General features: G+C 44.5%; 18 protein-coding genes. 1 reads left to right on the top strand and 17 read right to left on the bottom strand.

The features are described from left to right. Nucleotides 1-50: 50 nt before the first annotated feature. From cshA to EP58_RS17785, 8 genes are all read right to left on the bottom strand, one after another. Complete coding sequence (cshA, locus tag EP58_RS06050; RefSeq protein WP_036091262.1) at nucleotides 51-1,592, bottom strand: degradosome RNA helicase CshA; 1,542 nt, start codon at nucleotides 1,590-1,592, stop codon at nucleotides 51-53. Nucleotides 1,593-2,269: 677 nt separating this feature from the next. Beyond that, complete coding sequence (locus EP58_RS06040; RefSeq protein ID WP_036091258.1) at nucleotides 2,270-3,643, bottom strand: UDP-N-acetylmuramoyl-tripeptide--D-alanyl-D-alanine ligase; 1,374 nt, start codon at nucleotides 3,641-3,643, stop codon at nucleotides 2,270-2,272. 72 nt (nucleotides 3,644-3,715) lie between these two features. Next, entirely contained in the window at nucleotides 3,716-4,834 is a 1,119-nt protein-coding gene (locus EP58_RS06035) for a D-alanine--D-alanine ligase (protein ID WP_036091256.1), read from the bottom strand. A gap of 352 nt (nucleotides 4,835-5,186) precedes the next feature. Next, nucleotides 5,187-5,507, bottom strand: coding sequence for a DMT family transporter (locus tag EP58_RS06030; RefSeq protein WP_036091702.1), 321 nt, complete (start codon nucleotides 5,505-5,507; stop codon nucleotides 5,187-5,189). Then, the gene (locus tag EP58_RS06025; protein WP_036091253.1) at nucleotides 5,507-5,857 is read right to left on the bottom strand and encodes a DMT family transporter; all 351 of its coding nucleotides are present in this window, start codon (nucleotides 5,855-5,857) and stop codon (nucleotides 5,507-5,509) included. The genes EP58_RS06030 and EP58_RS06025 overlap by 1 nt, the downstream gene beginning before the upstream one ends. A gap of 86 nt (nucleotides 5,858-5,943) precedes the next feature. Continuing rightward, nucleotides 5,944-6,495 (bottom strand): TetR/AcrR family transcriptional regulator, encoded by a 552-nt coding sequence (locus EP58_RS06020; protein ID WP_036091251.1) that lies wholly within the window; start codon nucleotides 6,493-6,495, stop codon nucleotides 5,944-5,946. Between the two features lie 114 nt (nucleotides 6,496-6,609). Then, the gene (locus EP58_RS06015; RefSeq protein ID WP_036091700.1) at nucleotides 6,610-7,380 is read right to left on the bottom strand and encodes a hypothetical protein; all 771 of its coding nucleotides are present in this window, start codon (nucleotides 7,378-7,380) and stop codon (nucleotides 6,610-6,612) included. Nucleotides 7,381-8,237: 857 nt separating this feature from the next. Then, entirely contained in the window at nucleotides 8,238-8,363 is a 126-nt protein-coding gene (locus EP58_RS17785) for an Lmo0850 family protein (protein ID WP_252371094.1), read from the bottom strand. A gap of 253 nt (nucleotides 8,364-8,616) precedes the next feature. Here EP58_RS17785 and EP58_RS06010 point away from each other — a divergent pair, with 253 nt between their 5' ends. Continuing rightward, nucleotides 8,617-8,820, top strand: a complete 204-nt coding sequence (locus EP58_RS06010; protein WP_036091249.1) for a hypothetical protein — start codon at nucleotides 8,617-8,619, stop codon at nucleotides 8,818-8,820. Here EP58_RS06010 and EP58_RS06005 read toward each other — a convergent pair. The 9 genes from EP58_RS06005 to EP58_RS05965 all read right to left on the bottom strand — a co-directional run bounded on the left by EP58_RS06005 (nucleotide 8,817) and on the right by EP58_RS05965 (nucleotide 17,598). After that, nucleotides 8,817-9,485: an ABC transporter ATP-binding protein gene (locus EP58_RS06005; RefSeq protein ID WP_036091247.1), complete on the bottom strand. Its 669-nt coding sequence runs from the start codon at nucleotides 9,483-9,485 to the stop codon at nucleotides 8,817-8,819. The two genes, EP58_RS06010 and EP58_RS06005, sit on opposite strands and share 4 nt — an antisense overlap. Next, on the bottom strand, nucleotides 9,485-10,573 hold the full coding sequence (locus EP58_RS06000; protein WP_036091245.1) for an ABC transporter permease: 1,089 nt from the start codon (nucleotides 10,571-10,573) through the stop codon (nucleotides 9,485-9,487). The genes EP58_RS06005 and EP58_RS06000 overlap by 1 nt, the downstream gene beginning before the upstream one ends. Nucleotides 10,574-10,603: 30 nt before the next feature. After that, nucleotides 10,604-12,031, bottom strand: a complete 1,428-nt coding sequence (locus EP58_RS05995; RefSeq protein WP_052171362.1) for a sensor histidine kinase — start codon at nucleotides 12,029-12,031, stop codon at nucleotides 10,604-10,606. Beyond that, nucleotides 12,028-12,705: a response regulator transcription factor gene (locus tag EP58_RS05990; protein WP_036091243.1), complete on the bottom strand. Its 678-nt coding sequence runs from the start codon at nucleotides 12,703-12,705 to the stop codon at nucleotides 12,028-12,030. The genes EP58_RS05995 and EP58_RS05990 overlap by 4 nt, the downstream gene beginning before the upstream one ends. Before the next feature lie 118 nt (nucleotides 12,706-12,823). Continuing rightward, nucleotides 12,824-13,552 (bottom strand): amino acid ABC transporter ATP-binding protein, encoded by a 729-nt coding sequence (locus EP58_RS05985; RefSeq protein ID WP_036091240.1) that lies wholly within the window; start codon nucleotides 13,550-13,552, stop codon nucleotides 12,824-12,826. Then, nucleotides 13,545-14,939: an amino acid ABC transporter substrate-binding protein/permease gene (locus EP58_RS05980; RefSeq protein WP_373862715.1), complete on the bottom strand. Its 1,395-nt coding sequence runs from the start codon at nucleotides 14,937-14,939 to the stop codon at nucleotides 13,545-13,547. The genes EP58_RS05985 and EP58_RS05980 overlap by 8 nt, the downstream gene beginning before the upstream one ends. 362 nt (nucleotides 14,940-15,301) lie before the next feature. Continuing rightward, nucleotides 15,302-16,411: a 5-methyltetrahydropteroyltriglutamate--homocysteine S-methyltransferase gene (locus EP58_RS05975; RefSeq protein ID WP_112859893.1), complete on the bottom strand. Its 1,110-nt coding sequence runs from the start codon at nucleotides 16,409-16,411 to the stop codon at nucleotides 15,302-15,304. Nucleotides 16,412-16,474: 63 nt separating this feature from the next. Further along, on the bottom strand, nucleotides 16,475-16,852 hold the full coding sequence (locus EP58_RS05970) for a RidA family protein (protein ID WP_036091235.1): 378 nt from the start codon (nucleotides 16,850-16,852) through the stop codon (nucleotides 16,475-16,477). A 65-nt stretch (nucleotides 16,853-16,917) separates the two neighbouring features. Then, complete coding sequence (locus EP58_RS05965) at nucleotides 16,918-17,598, bottom strand: hypothetical protein (protein ID WP_036091234.1); 681 nt, start codon at nucleotides 17,596-17,598, stop codon at nucleotides 16,918-16,920. Between the last annotated feature and the right edge of the window lie 35 nt (nucleotides 17,599-17,633).

Raw genomic sequence — 17,633 nt, 5'->3', positions numbered from 1 at the left:
AAAAAAAACTCCGAATCAGCTGATAACAACTAATTCGGAGTTTGGTTTTATTATTTAGCGTTGCCGCCTTTGTTTCCGCCGCCAGAGCCAGCTTTGCGATCGTTGCTGTAACGACGTCCGCCGCCATTTCCAGCGCCTGAACCGCCTTTGCCGCGATAACCGCCGCCTCCGCCTTTGCGATCTCCACCGCCAGAGCCGCCACGATAGCCACCTTTACCGCGATAGCCACCGCCACCTTTGCCTTTACCGCCTCCGCCTTTTCCTCCGCGATGAGGTAATGGACGTTCTTCGGAAATGTGGACTGGTGTTTGGTCTGGTTCTTTTGATAACAGTTTCAACATTGCTGCTGCGATATCTGTTGGATCGTATTCTTCTAGTAATTTCGTTGCTACTACTTTATAGTCAGCTAGGCTGTCTTCGCGAACGATATCGCTAATTTTTTCAGTAGCTACACGCAATTGACCTTCGAATGCTTCGTCCCATGTTGGTGGTTGAAGTGGTGTCATGCGTTTTTTCGTAGTATCTTCCACGATTTTTAGGTAACCCATTTCACGTGGTGATACGAATGTTACTGCCATACCTTCTTTGCCGGCACGACCAGTACGTCCAACACGATGGACATATGACTCTGGATCTTGCGGGATATCGAAGTTATAAACGTGTGTTACGCCAGAAATATCTAAACCACGTGCTGCTACATCTGTCGCAACAAGGATGTCGATTTTTCCTTCTTTAAACTTACGCAATACGCTCATACGTTTCGCTTGGGTCAAATCACCATGAATACCTTCTGCAACATAGCCACGCATGTCAAGCGCGCGAGATACTTCGTCAACACGGCGTTTTGTACGACCAAATACGATCGCAAGTTCTGGTGCTTGTACGTCTAAAAGTCTTGAAAGAACGTCGAATTTCTCTCTTTCGTTCACTTTTACGAAGAATTGCTCGATTAATAGAGCTGTCATTTCTTTTGCTTTTACTTGTACCAATTCCGGATTTTTCATGAAACGTTCTGCGATGCGTTGGATTGGTTTTGGCATTGTTGCTGAGAATAGCAACGTTTGACGCTCGTCTGGAACTGTTTTTAGGATCGACTCGATATCATCGATGAATCCCATGTTTAGCATTTCATCTGCTTCATCCAATACTAATGTTTCCACGTTTTCTAGACGCAACGTTTTACGGTTGATATGGTCTAAAATACGTCCTGGCGTACCAACAACGATTTGTGGATTTTTCTTTAATGAACGGATTTGGCGACTGATGTCAGAACCGCCATATACTGCTAAAACGTGAAGGCGTTTGTCAGATGCTAAGCGATATAGCTCTTCTGAAACTTGAATCGCAAGCTCACGTGTTGGCGCGATAATTAGCGATTGTACCCCTGTTTTTTTAGTGTCAATTTTGTTGATAAGTGGCAAACCGAATGCTGCCGTTTTACCTGTACCTGTTTGTGCTTGTCCAATAATGTCTTTACCTAAAAGACCTAGTGGAATTGTTTTTTCTTGGATTGGGGTCGCTTCCTCAAATCCCATTCTGTTTACTGATTTAACAATTAGCGGATCTAAACCGAACTCCGAAAACTTTGTCAATGTCATTTCTCCTTTAAAAATAAGTTTTTTTGGGAGAGCACTTTCTCATCTTCATCATCTTTACTCATCGTTTTAATTCATCTGGTTAATGCAAGCAAGTTGTTATACTTCGAAACTAACGCCCGCATATTTCATTTTTCTGCAATAGAAAAGCTTGGATAAACCAAGCATATGATTCACGACATAATGGAGGCTGGGAGCAAACATCAACGCCGACAAGCGATCGATTCAGTCCACAGTCTCTTACGCAAAAAATAAAAAAGCCCTCTAATAATAATGTAGGCTTATCGTAAAAACCTAATTAACTTCCACAAACCATCATAACATGAATTCCTTGTGTTTTCAATGATTATACTCGATTTAAGCGTGATATTTGCTTTTTATTTTCAAGTATGCGCATACATATGAAGTAGCTACACAAAGTTGCCCAGAAAAAAAAGTAGCCTCCAACATCCGAAATGGTTGAAAGCTACGATCTGATTAGTTTGTCGTATATTTTTTTATCATTTTGACTAGAAGTATGATGATTAGTACTCCTGTAAAAACAATCAGTGACTGGATGGCGCCTAAGAACAGAGCTCCCAGTATATCTGAAACGTTAGTATCCATGAGTAGCATTATATCTACAAAGCTAAACACGACAAAAAGAGAAATGAATAGTATCCACATGTTTTTTTTCATATAGTTTCGCTCATCAACGCCTCTACAATATCCTTTAATCCCATGCCATAAGAGCCTTTGACCATGATGTATTCTTCGCCGGTAACTTGAGCTAGTAGTTCTGCTTCGAGCGCGGCTTTTGTTTCAAAATAGAATACGTTCTCTTCGCCAATTTGTTCTGCGGCAGCTTTTGTGAAGGCTTCGATATGATTTCCATATGCAAAAACTTTATCAATGCTACCTTTTCCGATGGATTTTCCAGCGTTATAGTGGAAAGTGTCTGCGTCTGCTCCAAGTTCTAACATATCTGCTACGACGACGAATTTCTTTTTGCTCGGTGCTTCTAGGTGCATGAATGTTTTTAGAACGGCCATCAAGGCGGTTGGGCTCGAATTGTAGGCGTCATTTAAAATATCGCTACCTTTCGCGCCGACAAGCCATTCGAGACGGCTATTCGAGCGTTCCATATTCGCCAAAGCTTCTTTTACATCGCTCGCCGAAATGCCGAGTTCTTGTGCGGCTAACATTGCGGCCATCGTATTAAACACGTTATGTTCCCCGACAATCGGCACGAAAATTTCCACATCTGGCGCGGCATTCGTCGTGAAGGACGTACCTTCCATCTCGGTTCGCATCATTTCAGGACGCAAATCGCCATTTTCCCCAAAAGTAGCTACGCGATAGTTGTCCGTTACGAGCGGTTTTAGAAGTTCTTCCTCACTCGGATAAATGAGCAGACTCGACGCATCAAGCCCCATCGCGATTTCCATTTTTGCCTTGGCGATCTCTTCTCTGGAACCTAAATGCTCCAAATGCGCCTCGCCGATGTTCGTAATTAGCGCGATATCTGGCATCACAATCTTCGTCAGCACCTCGATCTCGCGACGATGATTCATCCCCATCTCAAGCACCGCAACCTCTGTATCCGCGGGCATGCTGAGAATCGTATACGGCAAACCGATATGATTGTTAAAATTCCCACCGGTTTTGTGCACGCGATATTTCGACGCCACGATCGCGGCCATGATATCCTTCGTCGTCGTTTTCCCGTTGCTTCCGGTAATCGCGATTGTTTTTGGATGCACCTCTTTTAAATACGCCTTCGCCAAGTCCTGCAGCGCAGTCAACGTATCTTCCACCATCAAAACTGGCACGCCCGCAGGAGGATTTGGCACATCTTTTTGCCACAGCGCCGCACTGGCACCAGCATCGTACGCATCCTTGACAAACGCATGGCCATCACGCGATTCGCCGACAAAAGGAACGAACAAATCTCCCGCTTGGATTTGGCGCGTATCGAAGCAAACACCAGTCAGCACAACGTCCCGCCAAGCCTCCACATCATTAAAAACCGAAATCATTTCTGCCATTTCTGCTACTGTCTTTTTCAAATCTTGCTCCTCCTAAAAATCCCGAGAAAAAAGCAGCCCGCATTTGGCACTGCTTTCCTAACTCGCTTAGTCCTAGTCTTCTAATGTATATTTTAAGCTATTCTTCGCTTCATGGCGTTCTTTTGCAAGATCTACCAATTTCACAATCAACTCGGAATATGGCAAACCACTTTCTTGCCAAAGTAGCGGGTACATGCTGTATGGTGTAAATCCTGGCATCGTGTTGACCTCATTTAAGAAAATCTGGTTATCCCCCGTCACAAAAAAGTCTGCACGCACGAGACCGCTACCGGAAAGCCCCAGGAAAGCCCGTTTCGAGTAGTCTACCAATTGCTCGTACACAGCGGGATCAAGCTCCGCTGGAATCGCCATCACCGTGTCATTATCTTGGTACTTCGCCCTGTAATCATAAAAAACCGCCTCCGCACCTTTTGGAATAATCTCACCCGCAACAGAACAAGCCGGCGTGTCATTTCCAAGAACCGCAATCTCCACCTCACGAGCTACAACGCCCTGTTCTACAACGATTCGGCGGTCATAACGAAGCGCCTCCACCATCGCCGCAACAAGCGTCACACGATCCGTTGCCTTACTGATTCCCACACTCGAACCAAGATTCGCAGGCTTAACAAAAACCGGATACACAAGCGCCGTCTCAATTTTTGCAACAACCTCGTCTTGCGTTTCTTGCCACTCAATCGCGCGAACTGGCACAGCTGGAACCTGCGGAATGCCCGCATCAGCGAACACCATTTTCATCACAATTTTATCCATTGCCGCTGCCGAAGCCAAGACTCCCGCGCCAACGTAAGGCAAGTTCAGAACCTCTAGCAAGCCCTGCACTGTGCCATCTTCGCCGTTTGGTCCATGCAATAATGGGAAAACAACCATCTGATCCATATCGCCCTCTTCACGTAAAGAAGCCGGACTAACCGCCAAGCCATAGGACGCCGATTCCTTCGTTTCCGTGATCCGCAAAACATCCTTCTGTTCAAAACGCAACTGCTCCACAAAATCCAATTTTCCAGTCAAATCCGGGCCTTGCACCCAGTCACCCTCGTTCGTTATGTAAATGGGTTTTACTTCAAATTTATCAAATTCCAGCGCATTAATCACCGAAAAAGCAGTCTGCAAAGAAATCTCGTGTTCCGCCGATTTCCCACCATATAACAGCACTAATTTTGTTTTCATGATACCCCTCCGTTTACTACCTAAATCAATACAATCTATTTTAACACGTTTTTGCAGGAATAACAGAAAAAGCACTGAAAAATTTCTCAATGCCCAAATCTTTTATATATAGGTTTTAGGTTTTAGGTTTTAGGTTTTAGGTTTTAGGTTTTAGGTTTTAGGTTTTAGGTTTTAGGTTTTAGGTTTTAGGTTTTAGGTCTAATCCCTAAACCCTCGATGGCCCGCCGAGTCCTAAACGTGGCGACAAATGCTTAGATTCTAGGCAAAGCCGAGCATCGGAGCAGAATGTACTAAAGTACATGAGCACCGAAGCACAGGCTTTAACGACGAAGATGAGCGTTTGTCGCCACGTTTAGAGACCACTGGTGAGTTTTAGGCCAATAACCCCAGCCACAATCAGCGCAATAAAGAATAATTTCAACACACTCTTCTTCTCCTTAAAAAGCACCATCCCCATCACAACAGAGCCGACTGCACCAATCCCGGTCCAAATCGCGTAACCCGTCCCAATCGGAATCGTCTTTAAAGCAAGCGAGAGCAAGAAGAAACTCGCAATCATAAACACGATCGTATAAATAGAATAATTCAGCTTTTTAAACCCTTCCGAAAGCTTCATCATCACGACAAAAGCCATTTCGCAAAGTCCAGCAATCAATAGAAAAATCCATGCCATCATGCGTCACCAGCCTTTTCATCCGACTTCGCGCCGCCATCTACCAATTTCAGACCGATAATCCCTGAAATCAGAACAATCAGCGAGATAATTTTCCAAAGGTTTGCCGATTCATCCAAAAATAACATGCCAATAATCGCCGTTCCAGCCGCACCAATCCCCGTAAAAACAGCATACGCCGTCCCAATCGGAATCTTGCGCATCGCCCGCGCGAATAAATAAAAACTGACAATCAAAAATGCAATCGTTAACAGACTCCATCCTAACCTACTGAAGCCGTGCGCTTCCTTCAAACCGAACGCCCAAACGATTTCAGACAATCCAGCGAGCATTAAATAAATCCATGCCATCACTATTTCCTCCTAGATACTGGGCTGTCCCAAATTTGTTAAAAATACGAGCTATCACGTATCCAAAAGGTCATCCTCTCTCGTTCTTACAACAATGCTGCCAGTGCTTCCCATGCTGCGTCGCGCCGTTTCGCAAAATCCTCGGTATCATAGATTTCATGCTCCAAGCTCAAACCATCGAGCAAACAATAGAACACATAAATCCACTTCTCCTTCTGCGCCGCGTCTAGCTTTTGGCCTAAAATCTCACCAATAGATTCAGACGTCATCGCTTCATACGTCGTCATTTCTTCACGCATCTGCTTTGCCAGTGACTGTGGCGGAAAGAAAATCGCCCGCTGGAAAAATCGTTTCACATCAGGATCCACACCGAAATCAGTTACTCTATAGAAGAAAGCGCGCAATTCCGCCTCCATCGTGCCATGCTTTTCCTTCGCAACTTCCTCCAACATCACCAATTCATGTCGCATCACATCGCGATAAATCTCCAAAAACAACGCTTCCTTCGAGGCAAAATGTGCATAAATGGATGGTGTCTTAATCCCGACTGCCTTCGCAATCTCCGACAACGCCGTACCTTCATAGCCCTGCTCCGCAAAAAGTGGTAATGCCGCCTCTTTCAAACGCTGACTTGACATAAGAAACCTCCTAACTAACATTCATTAGTTTTATTATAGCAAAAAAAATAGCTCACGTAAACCTAGAGAACCTAGTTTTACGTAAACTGTTTCATAATTATTCAAAAAATCATATTAGCCGTCAATAACAGACCATTCATTTTGCTTCATATCGTAGATTAAATGCGCGACCACGTGCTCATATTCGATTAAATCACTCGAGCGCAGCAACTCCTGCATATCATCTTTCAAATTCAAACCAATCGGCACCTCAATCTGATTCCGCGACTTCACCGCATCATCAAACGAAATACACGCGCCTTCTCGGAAATATTCCGCGAACTTCTTCAGCAAGTCCACTGGAATATCCGCAATTTTTTTCCGTTTTACAAAAGGAAGCACGATTTTCTCCGTCGTCATCTGCATCATATTTTTCCAAATCGCATAACCAAGCACATGATAAAACTGGTCCAAATTGCGATAATAAACCTTATTGTAGCGCCCATCTTCCTTCGTTAAGTAGACGAAATTATTTTGTAGTTTATAGTAAAACGGGGAGCGTAAATGTCTACCAGTATGCGCCAAATAGAGCAACTCCGCCACTTCCTGCGCCGTTAGCTGATTGACCAAATCGATATCTTCAAAATCCACCCAGCAAAAATCAGCGTACTGCGAAACCGGAGCCTTCTTCAATTCCGATAAATCACTCACTTCGCTATAGTGGAAAGACGTGTGCGCATTGAAAGATGCTTCTGGAAATTGATGCTTTAACAACAAAACATTTTGAGGTGGAGACATCACACCGTTCATAAAATCGCAAAATGTAATACCACTCGTCACAACATTATTTATCACATTATCCATATGTACATAAATCGTTTGTTGCTTCAATATTTCTTTTTTCATTGCCTCACTCACCCAATTTCTCATATTTCTGTCCACTTTTGCACACCTTATGTCTATCATACAACACTTATGCCAAAATGTATGTGTCAATTGATTCAAATATTAGTTACTAATTGATGACAATGTTGTGGGACTTATTGTTGTGGCTCTTATGAAGCATCCCTTGCTGATTTAGAGCCTCAATATGCATGCGAACGCAGTGAGCATGTAATCCACCAGCGGCTCTTTTACGCCAAGCTCTGAATCATCACGACTTAAATATTGAAACGCCATGTTTTAAAGCATCCAATCATGCGTAACGTCATGTTTCACGCTTCTGATCCAGTTTTTTTCGGAGCTGAACGAGCCGTTTCAGCTTTTCATCTGATTTAGTTTCAAGAGCCAGACTAATAATAATTCAGTAGTTATTCCTAATATAGCAATCACGTCTACGGGAACGCGCCGATTTTTGACGTATCGTCGTTTCCAGATCTAGCTTTGTTGTGGTTCTTATGAAGCATCCCTTGCTGATTTAGAGCCTCAATATGAGTGTGAGCAAAGTGAGCATTCGTTCCTTATACCCTGCCATGACTTGCACATCTGTATTTAGCTCCAAGAGCCAGACTAATATTAATTCGGTAATTATTCCTATCTTAGCAATCACGTCTGCGGGAACGCGCCGATTTTTGACGTATCATCATTTCCAGATCCAGCTTCAACGGCCAGACCCTCGAAATTTTCGTGGCCTCCGTAAAAGTCAAAAGAGGACTTTCACTGCGCCCCCTAACAAATTTTTTCGGGTCTAACGGGCCGTTTCAGCTTTTCATATAAAAACGCCAGCATCCTCAGATACCAGCGCCAAAAAGTGTCTATGTAATTTATCGTATGCCTAGCTTTACAATGTTCAAATTGTTTTTTTGTAGGTTGTGCCAAATGTCGTTTCTGGATTTGGTCTTCTCTACAAAAATACCTTTCTTCTCTAATTGTTGGATTACCTTATTCAATACATCTTTATTTTCTTGCAAATGGTATCACTCCAATCGCTTTTTACAAATTATCCCGTTTGTATTTTCTCTATAGGTTCACTTTAACACAAAACGGCTGACAAAAATACCCCTTTTTCAAAAAATATCTCTTATTTACGAATTATTTTTTATTTCTAAGTCCTGTAAACGGTTTAAAACCGAATATTATACGCCAAAAGAGACTATTTCAGGAAATTTTGTTACAATTAGAAAATACGAAGGAGTGATGAACATGGCAATTTCACAGGCCAAGAAAGCGCGAATGAAGCGTGTTAGAGAAGGAAAACTCGATCCAGCGGTTCATAGAAGTTCTTTTGCGACATTGGATTTACGCACGAAACGAACAAAAACCAAGCAGGAGAAATTGAATCAGAAAAAATACAAGCCCTCTTATTCCAATGCGGAACAGGATAGCTTGTATTTTTTATTTATCTAGCCTTTTAGATGGCCGTCTTCTATTCTTACTACGCGGTCAACTAAGTCCAGTACGCGTTCGTCATGCGTTACCATAATGGCTGCTTTGTTGTTGCGCTTCACTTCTTCGGCGATCATTTGTACCACTTTGTGTCCTCGATTCGCATCTAGACTGGCTGTCGGTTCGTCGGCCAAAATTACATCCGGATTATTCATTAGCGATCTGGCAATTGCGACACGCTGTTTTTCACCACCCGATAAGCTTTCCGGGTAATTATGTTGGCGAGCCGTTAGTCCTAAATCGCGGAGCAATGTGTCGGCTTTCTGCTTCGCCTCGCTACCTCGATGACCCGCTAACTCGGCAATGAGTAAGAGTTGGTCGCGGACGTTTAAATAAGGAATCAAGTTCGCGCCTTGGAAGATAAAACCGACTTTTTCAAGCCGAATTTCTGTCAGCGCTTTGTTGGAAAGATCGCTTAGTTCTACGCCACCAATCGTGATTTCTCCTGCTGTCGGTGATAATAGCGCGCCGGCAATGGATAGAAACGTACTTTTCCCAGCACCCGATGGACCGACAATCGCGACGAATTCTCCTTGTGCGACTTCCAGAGATACATTTTTCAAAACTTCTACAATCTGATCTCCGTCTTGATAACTTTTTGAAATATTTTTCATCGTTAATGTCATTAGATTGCCCTCCCAATTGCTTCTAGTGCGTCTACTTTAGCCACGCGGTAGAGTGATAACATCGATCCAGCTACGGCTACGACAAGGAATAGGACCGAGCAACCGATGGCGAGTAGTGGGCTGAGTGTGAACGGCATGCTGGCTGGTAAAATCGCTGCGAGCCCAAATGTTAGGGCGTTACCAATGAGCAAGCTTACAACCGATAGAAAAATGACTTGGCTCACGATGCTGCGTCCAAGATAGGCGGTTCTCGCTCCGACAGCTTTTAAAACGCCAAATTGGTTGATTTTTTGAATCGTGATGACGTAGAAAAAGGCGGCTAGAACAAAGGCGGCGATGACGAATAAAAACGCGATCATCATGAGTAGCGAGCCTTGCTCTTCGGAATATCCTGGAATGCCTTGAAGTACCTCTTTGCTCGATGCAAGTTCTAGTTTTCCGAGCGATAAACTCTCGGCTTTACTTTCTGAAACGTTGAGCGCGACTGCTGTATATTCGCCTTGCGCCGCTTGATTTGTTTGGTGAATCAGTTTCCAAGCGTCCCAATCGACGAAAATAACCGGTGAATGGCTGAATGTATTGTTTTTCGTAAACGCCGTGATGGTGAATATGTTTCCTGTTGCGCTGTCTTTAATCTCACTTTTCAGCTTGTAACCGGATTCTTTCAATGAAATATCCGCTATCACCTCATTTTTGCTCTGAGGCGCTGTTCCTTCTGTGATTTCTGGTTTCATGAAGCTATTCTTATCGATGCCAAAATAAGTAATGTCTGTTTTCTTGTCTTTTGCGGGTGGCGTGACCGTCCCCATTTGTACGCCGAGATTCGTACTAGCCGATTTCCCGACTTGTTTCGCGATTCCTTCCGTCTCTGTCGCGGTCAAATTCGACCTCGTTAAGCGGTTATCCGAGTCTTTTTGCAATACATAATAAGTTGCTTGGTTCGATGAAATCGCGGCTCCGTTATCGTTTGCGAGCCCATTTGCTAAACCCGTGACAAACAAAACAAGCCAAGCGATCAACACCATGATGAGTCCTATTAAAAAATAGCGTAGTTTTGCGTGTTTCAATTCTCTTAATGCCAAAAACATTCCGTCCAACTCCTCTATAAGATCTTACACTTAGTTTAGAGGAGTTTTGTAAACGGAATGTGAATCGGATTTTACAAATTTAGTTTTCGGAAGCGTCACGGTGAATGTTGTGCCTTTTCCTAGTTTGCTTTCGACAAAAATGGTGCCGTGGTGCAGGTCGATAATTTTTTTGCTAATGGATAGGCCGAGACCGCTAGATCCTTCTTCGCGCGACCGACTTTGATTGGCTTTATAAAATCGACGGAAAATGTTCGGGATTTCTGCGTCGCTTATTCCGATGCCGCTATCCTCGACTTCCACACGTACCTCGCTGGCTGTTTCATGCAGTCGAATCCGGATGGTGCCTCCTTTTGGTGTAAACTTGATCGCGTTCGTCAGCAGATTCGACCAAACTTGATATAGCAATTCCGCGTCGCCGGTGTAGGTTACCTCTGCTAGCTCCATGTCCATCGTCAACTCCTTGGCACGCCAGCTCCATTCCGTCATTTGCAATAGTTGTCGCCACTGCGTTTCCAATTGGAACACGTCTTTTTTGCGCAATTCGGCTTCTTGATCTAGTGACGCGAGGGTTAGCAGTTGCTTCGTCAAGGATGATAAGCGCTTCGTTTCCTCTGATAAAACGGCTAAATATTCGGCTCGTTCTGTGGCAGTCAGCGTTTCTGAGCCTAGCAATGTCGCGAAGCCTTGCATCGATGTAAGTGGTGATTGCAGTTCATGCGAGACATTGGCCACGAACTCTTGGCGCGCAGCCTCCGATTTTTCCAGTTCCCCAGCCATTTTTGCAAAGGAATCGGCGAGCTGGCCAATCTCGTCTTTACGCCGCACTTGTAAGCCCACATCATAGTTCCCCTTACGAATCTGCTTCGTCGCGTTCGTCAGTTTCACAATCGGGTTCACGATGTACCGCCCGCTAATAAGCACGAGCAAAATGCTGATAATCGATGTAAACGTTAGAATCATCGCAAAAAAGATTCGCAACTCGCCAAATTGCCGTTCTGGGTCTTGCCGTAAAAACAGCGCCATCGTTTTCCCATCTGATTCGACCGGTACACCAATCGTATTTCGAACATCATTATCGAAAAATCCCGTGATAAAAAGGCCTGTCTGAAATGTATCGATGCCGTGATATGTTTCACCGGCCAGCACCTGTTGCACCGTTTTCTCCGGCAAATACGTTTCGCGGAATTCCCCGCCAAAATAACGAGAGTTCCCGTCACCATCTGTGAGATATAACTCGTAGCCAAGCGTGCCAACGTTCTCAAGGTAGCTGTCTAGGGGCACCGACTCATTCGTTTGATAGAACTTTTGCACCGCTTTTGCCATCTCCGTTATTTTCTCGTCGTTGAACGGTTTTAGCTTCACTTGATAGTAAATATTCGCGAAAAAGAAGCCCAGTAAGCTGCTGGAAAGAATGACGACAAGCATCGTGATGACGATTCGCGTGTATAGCGACTTCATGTTATCTCCTCCAATTTGTAGCCGACACCGCGCACCGTTGTGATTCGAATGCCGTCTTTTTCTTCGTCAAAATGGTCTCGTAACCGCTTAATGTGCACATCTATCGTGCGGTCACTGCCATCGTAATCTCGTTGCCAAATCCGTTCTAGCAGTTCTTCCCGCGTGAAAATACGCCCTGGATAGCTCGCAAGTTGGTAAAGTAGCTCGAACTCTTTGACCGGAATCATTCTTTCGCGATTGCCAATCGTGATGCCGTAGCTTTTTTGGTCGATAGAAATGTTGCCAATCTTAATTTTCACTTCGCTTGATTGGTTGGAACGCCGTAACAAAGCGCGAATCCGAAAAACGAGTTCTTGGGGTTCGAATGGTTTCGTGATATAATCATCGGTCCCGACCTCAAATCCGCGTGCTTTATCGGCGAGCGCGTCTTTGGCGGTCAGCATGATGACAGGGATATCTGGATAATTCGTATGCAGTTTTTGGCACAGATCGAAACCGTCCATGTTGGGCATCATAATATCGATTACCGCCAGATGGACTTGCTGCTTTTCGACCATCGTCGCCGCTTCCGAACCGTCCCCCGCCTCCAATACGTGGAACCCTTCCGCGCGTAAGCAAAGCCCCACCAATTGGCGAATATTCCGATCATCATCTACTACTAAAATTTGTTTCATCGTCTTCCTTCACCTATCCCGTCCTACTTTTACTGCATCATATCAAAAAATCCGCGCCAATGCCAAAATTTCGCGAAAAAAAACCATGCCCCGCTGTATCGAGACATGATTTTCAAGCTTATAATACCTTTTCTAAAAAGCTAATCGTACGTTCATGTTGTGGCGCGTCAAACACTTGCTCTGGCGTGCCTTCTTCGACGATATAACCGCCGTCCATGAATATAACGCGGTCACCAACTTCTTTTGCGAAGCCCATTTCATGCGTGACAACCATCATCGTCATGCCTTCTTTCGCCAAATCCTTCATAACGCCCAAAACTTCACCGACCATTTCTGGATCGAGTGCGGAAGTTGGCTCATCGAAAAGCATGATATCAGGATTCATCGCGAGCGCTCGGGCAATCGCGACACGCTGTTTTTGCCCGCCGGAAAGTTGACTTGGTAGCGCATCTGCTTTGTCAGCTAAGCCGACACGTTGCAAGAGCGCCAGACCGGTTTTACGCGCTTCTTCTTTGGATTGTTTGCGTAATTCGGTCGGAGCAAGCGTGATGTTTTTCAACACCGACATGTGTGGAAAAAGGTTGAAATGCTGGAATACCATGCCAATATTTTCGCGTACTTTGTTGATGTCGGTTTTTTTATCGGTGATTTGGAAGTCGTCCACAATCACGTCGCCTGCTGTGATTTCCTCAAGGTTATTCATGCAGCGCAAAAAGGTACTTTTCCCGGAACCAGATGGGCCGATGACGCAAACTACTTCGCCTTCTGCCACTTCGAGATTGATTCCTTTTAAAACTTCATTGGTGCCGAAACTTTTCTTCAAATCGGTTACTTTTAGTTTAGTCATTGTTTACCCTCCGTTCCATCACGTTCGATAGTTTCGTCAAGGCAGTGATAACAATCAAGTACATGATTGCAACGATCAGCCAAATAGTAGACGATTCGAATGTACGCGCGATGATTATTTTACCAGATTGTGTCAGCTCAACAAGACCGATAACACTCATGATCGACGTATCTTTCAAAGTGATAACGAATTGATTGATGAACGACGGAATCATGACGCGAATCGCTTGTGGCAGAATAATTTTGATCATCGTTTTGCCGTACGGTAAGCCAAGGGAACGGCCTGCCTCCATCTGCCCTTTATCGACCGCTTGAATTCCGCCGCGGATGATTTCGGTAATGTAAGCCCCCGCGTTTAGACTCAGAGTGATGACGGCGGCGACGGTAGCGTCCATCTTAAAGCCCATTGCTTCGGGAATTCCGAAATAGATGAAGAAGGCCAGAACGATTAGCGGAATACCGCGGAAAATGTCGACGTAAACCGTTGCAATACCGCGCAATACTTTGCTGCGACTCACTTTTAGGAAGCCGAAAACCAGTCCTAGAATCGCTGCGAAAACGAGCGAAATAAGGGTTAATTTAATCGTGTACCAAAGACCGAGTAGTAAGGCTGGCGCGCTTTCGATGAGTAAATCCCAGAATGATTGGGGCTTTACGTCGCTGCCAATGTACCGATCGATGATTTCTTTGTATTCCCCGCTTGCTTTGATGTTCGTTAGCCCAACGTTGAATTTCTCAAGGAGTTCTTGGTTTTTGCCCTTGTTGACTGCAAAACCGTATGAGTTTCCTTTTTCTTTTTCTGTGACGATATCGAGGCCATTGCCTTGTTTGACGCCGTAAGCGAGGACAGGATAGTCATCGAAACACGCGACAGAATTGCCGGTTCTAACGTCTGCATACATGCTCGCAGAATCGTCGAATGGCACGAGTGTGTAGCCGTATTTTTCTTTATTGGCATCTGCAAAAGCATAGCCTTCCGTTCCCGTTTTGACAGCGACTTTTTTGCCGCGTAGGTCTTCATAGGATTTAATCGAATCGTCGCCTTTTTTGATGGCCATAACGATGCCGGATTCAAAATAAGGATCCGAGAAATCGAATTTTTGCTTGCGTTCATCAGTGATACTCATGCCCGCGATGACGCCGTCCACTTGGTTACTCGTCAGCGCTTGAACCGCCGCATTAAAACCGAGTGGCTTGACATTGTACTGAAAATCTTGATCTTTGGCGATGGCTTTCAGGATGTCCATATCGATCCCGACTAGCTCGCCTTTCTTATTTTGAAATTCAAACGGAGCAAACGTCTCGTCTGTCCCGATTTCATACACTTTCTGTTCTGCTGCCTGCGCCTGTGGTACAAAACTACCTGCAACCATTGCGAATACTGCCATAAATGACAAAAGTAAAAATAGTATTTTCGTCTTTTTCATTGTTTCCTCCCCATTTTGCAAGTATGTATATCGGTAAATTCCATCTGTAAAAATTGCTTTCCAAAATTAATATGTGCTCCATCTTCAGGAGAAGTCACGCATTGATAAGGATGACAGGCTCACTTTCGTTCCCCTACATATTGGTGATGTATCTCGTTCTACTTCGAACAACACCAACAAACATGACACATTCTCGATTTTATCATAATGTAACCTTATTGAAAATACCCAATTCGGATAAGGTTAGTAGAAGACAGCAGAAAACCTCGGAATAATCGCGCTATTCCAAGGTTTTTTATGGCATTTCGACTTTATAAATTTTATTAGGCTTCGTCGCCCCATACATCTTTTGCAATCGCTACAACGTGTGCTAATTTTGCCCATTGTTCGTCTTCGGCCAGGATATTTCCTTCTTCTGTCGATGCAAAACCGCATTGTGGGCTTAGGCAAAGTTGGGAAAGTGGGACGAACTCGGATGCTTCTTTGATTCTTGCTTTAATGGCTTCTGGGTCTTCTAGAACGCCATTTTTTGATGTGATGAGGCCGAGGATGATTTTCAAATCTGGACGTTTGACGTAGCGCAACGGGGCAAAATCGCCGGAACGATCGTTGTCATACTCTAGGAAAAAGCCGTCGATGTTTAGGCCGCCAAATAGCGTTTCGGCAACGGGTTCATAGCCACCCGAAGCAATCCAAGTCGAGCGGAAATTACCGCGACAAATGTGCATCGTGATCACCATGTCTGCTGGTTTTTCGGAGATAGCTTCGTTGATTAAATGTTTGTATGTTTCTTGCAGAGCATCTGGGTCAAAACCGCGCGAACGAACGACTTCCCGCTGCTCATTGGAACATAAATAACTCCAAGATGTGTCGTCGAGTTGCAAATAACGGCAGCCCGCATCGTAGAAAGCCTGAATCGCTTGTTTGTAGGCATTCGCCAAATCTTGAACGAACAGCGCGTTGTCTGCCAAATATGGCGCATACTCCATGTCCCCGCGGTAATGCAACATTGCTGGGCTTGGAATCGTCATTTTCGCAACGGCATCGTCTCCCGCAATGCTATGTAAAAACGCATAATCTGCGAGCATCGGGTGATTTCCGAATTGGATCGGAGCTACAATTTTGACAGAATGTGTCTTCGTTTGGACGTTAGCGAACTGAATGCCGTCCTGCGCGTCGTACCCTTCTACGCCATCCAACCCTTCCAGAAAATCGAAATGCCACCAAGCGCGGCGGAACTCGCCATCCGTCACCGCTTTCAAGCCCGCTTCTTTTTGCTTCGCCACGATGTATTTAATTTCTTCGTCCTCAATCGCGCGCAGTTCCGCGTCATTTATTTTGCCCGCTGCCTTGTCCAGACGTGCCTGTTTAATCGCTTCCGTTCTCAAAATACTGCCGACCTGATCTGCTTTAAATGGTGCTTTCATCATGATTTCCACTCCAATCCTCGAATTTGAAAAAACCGAACCCTTTTTACGAGGCTCAGTTTTCTAATCTTATGCTTCCGCGATTACTTCGATTTCGATATCCGCGTCATTCGGCAATTTAGCCACCTGAAAAGCGCTACGTGCCGGGTAATCTCCTTCGAAAAACGACGCATAAATTTCATTGACCGCGATAAAATTACCAAGATCTTTGAAAAGTACCGTTGTTTTAACGATTTTATCAAGGCTTGAGCCGCCAGCTTCTAGCACCGCTTTGATGTTTGCGAATGCTTGCTTCGTTTGCGCTTCCACGCCTTGTACCATTTCGCCCGTCGCTGGATCGATACCAAGTTGCCCCGATGCATAAATAAAACCGTTTACTTTCACCGCTTGGGAATATGGCCCCAACGCTTTTGGTGCTTGATCTGTGTGTATAATTTCTTTTGTCATGTTTAAATCCTCCTAAATTATGTTTATGTTAGTATTGTATGCCAATTCAGATAGTTTTGCAATTTTCAGCGTCGTAGCCTCGATTTCAACGTGTCTAGCCAGTTGACGACGGCTTGGTGAATTTCTTGCGTTAAATCGTGGATATTCGATGTGAAAATTTGGACGAGCAGAATCATTCCTTCAATCGTGATAAACGCGACTAAAACAAAGACGAGTAGGCTAATCCAATACACGTCCACTCGCGATTTCTCGTAGTGCCCAATGATAAAATACATCATCGAAAACGGTAAAAATAGCAGAGCGACAATGCATAATAATACAGAAACAAGCGTCGAGATATACCATGTTGCCAGTAGCGAAAGTATCATTAGAACGAGCGGAAACGTCATCATCCCGCCGACACCTGCCGCACATTTTAGAAAACTGACTTCTTTTATGCCCATAACATAGCGCACTGCCAGCCAAACGACCGTGACATTTAGCAACATCATCACCAAAATATAAAGCATCACCTGTCCCGATGAAACAAAAATCGTCACGATAATCCGTTGCAGTATCGGGTAATCTTGAAGTGAGTTTAAGATTAAGTCTCGCATGTTCCACGCATATTGAAGGGTTAGGCCAAACACGAATAAAAGCATATGTATCAATCCAAACGCTCCATGTCGCTGTTTTTCCGCCTGCATACTTGTTCTCACTGGTCGCACAATCGTCATCCCAACAAAGGTTGCATAATCCCGAATCATTTTGTAAAACCTCCCTTATTTTTAATATGCTATAA

Origin of the sequence: Paenilisteria newyorkensis (assembly GCF_000766145.1) — a bacterium.
Classification (GTDB): Bacteria; Bacillota; Bacilli; order Lactobacillales; family Listeriaceae; genus Listeria_A; species Listeria_A newyorkensis.
This window is presented reverse-complemented; position numbering and strand designations above follow the sequence as displayed.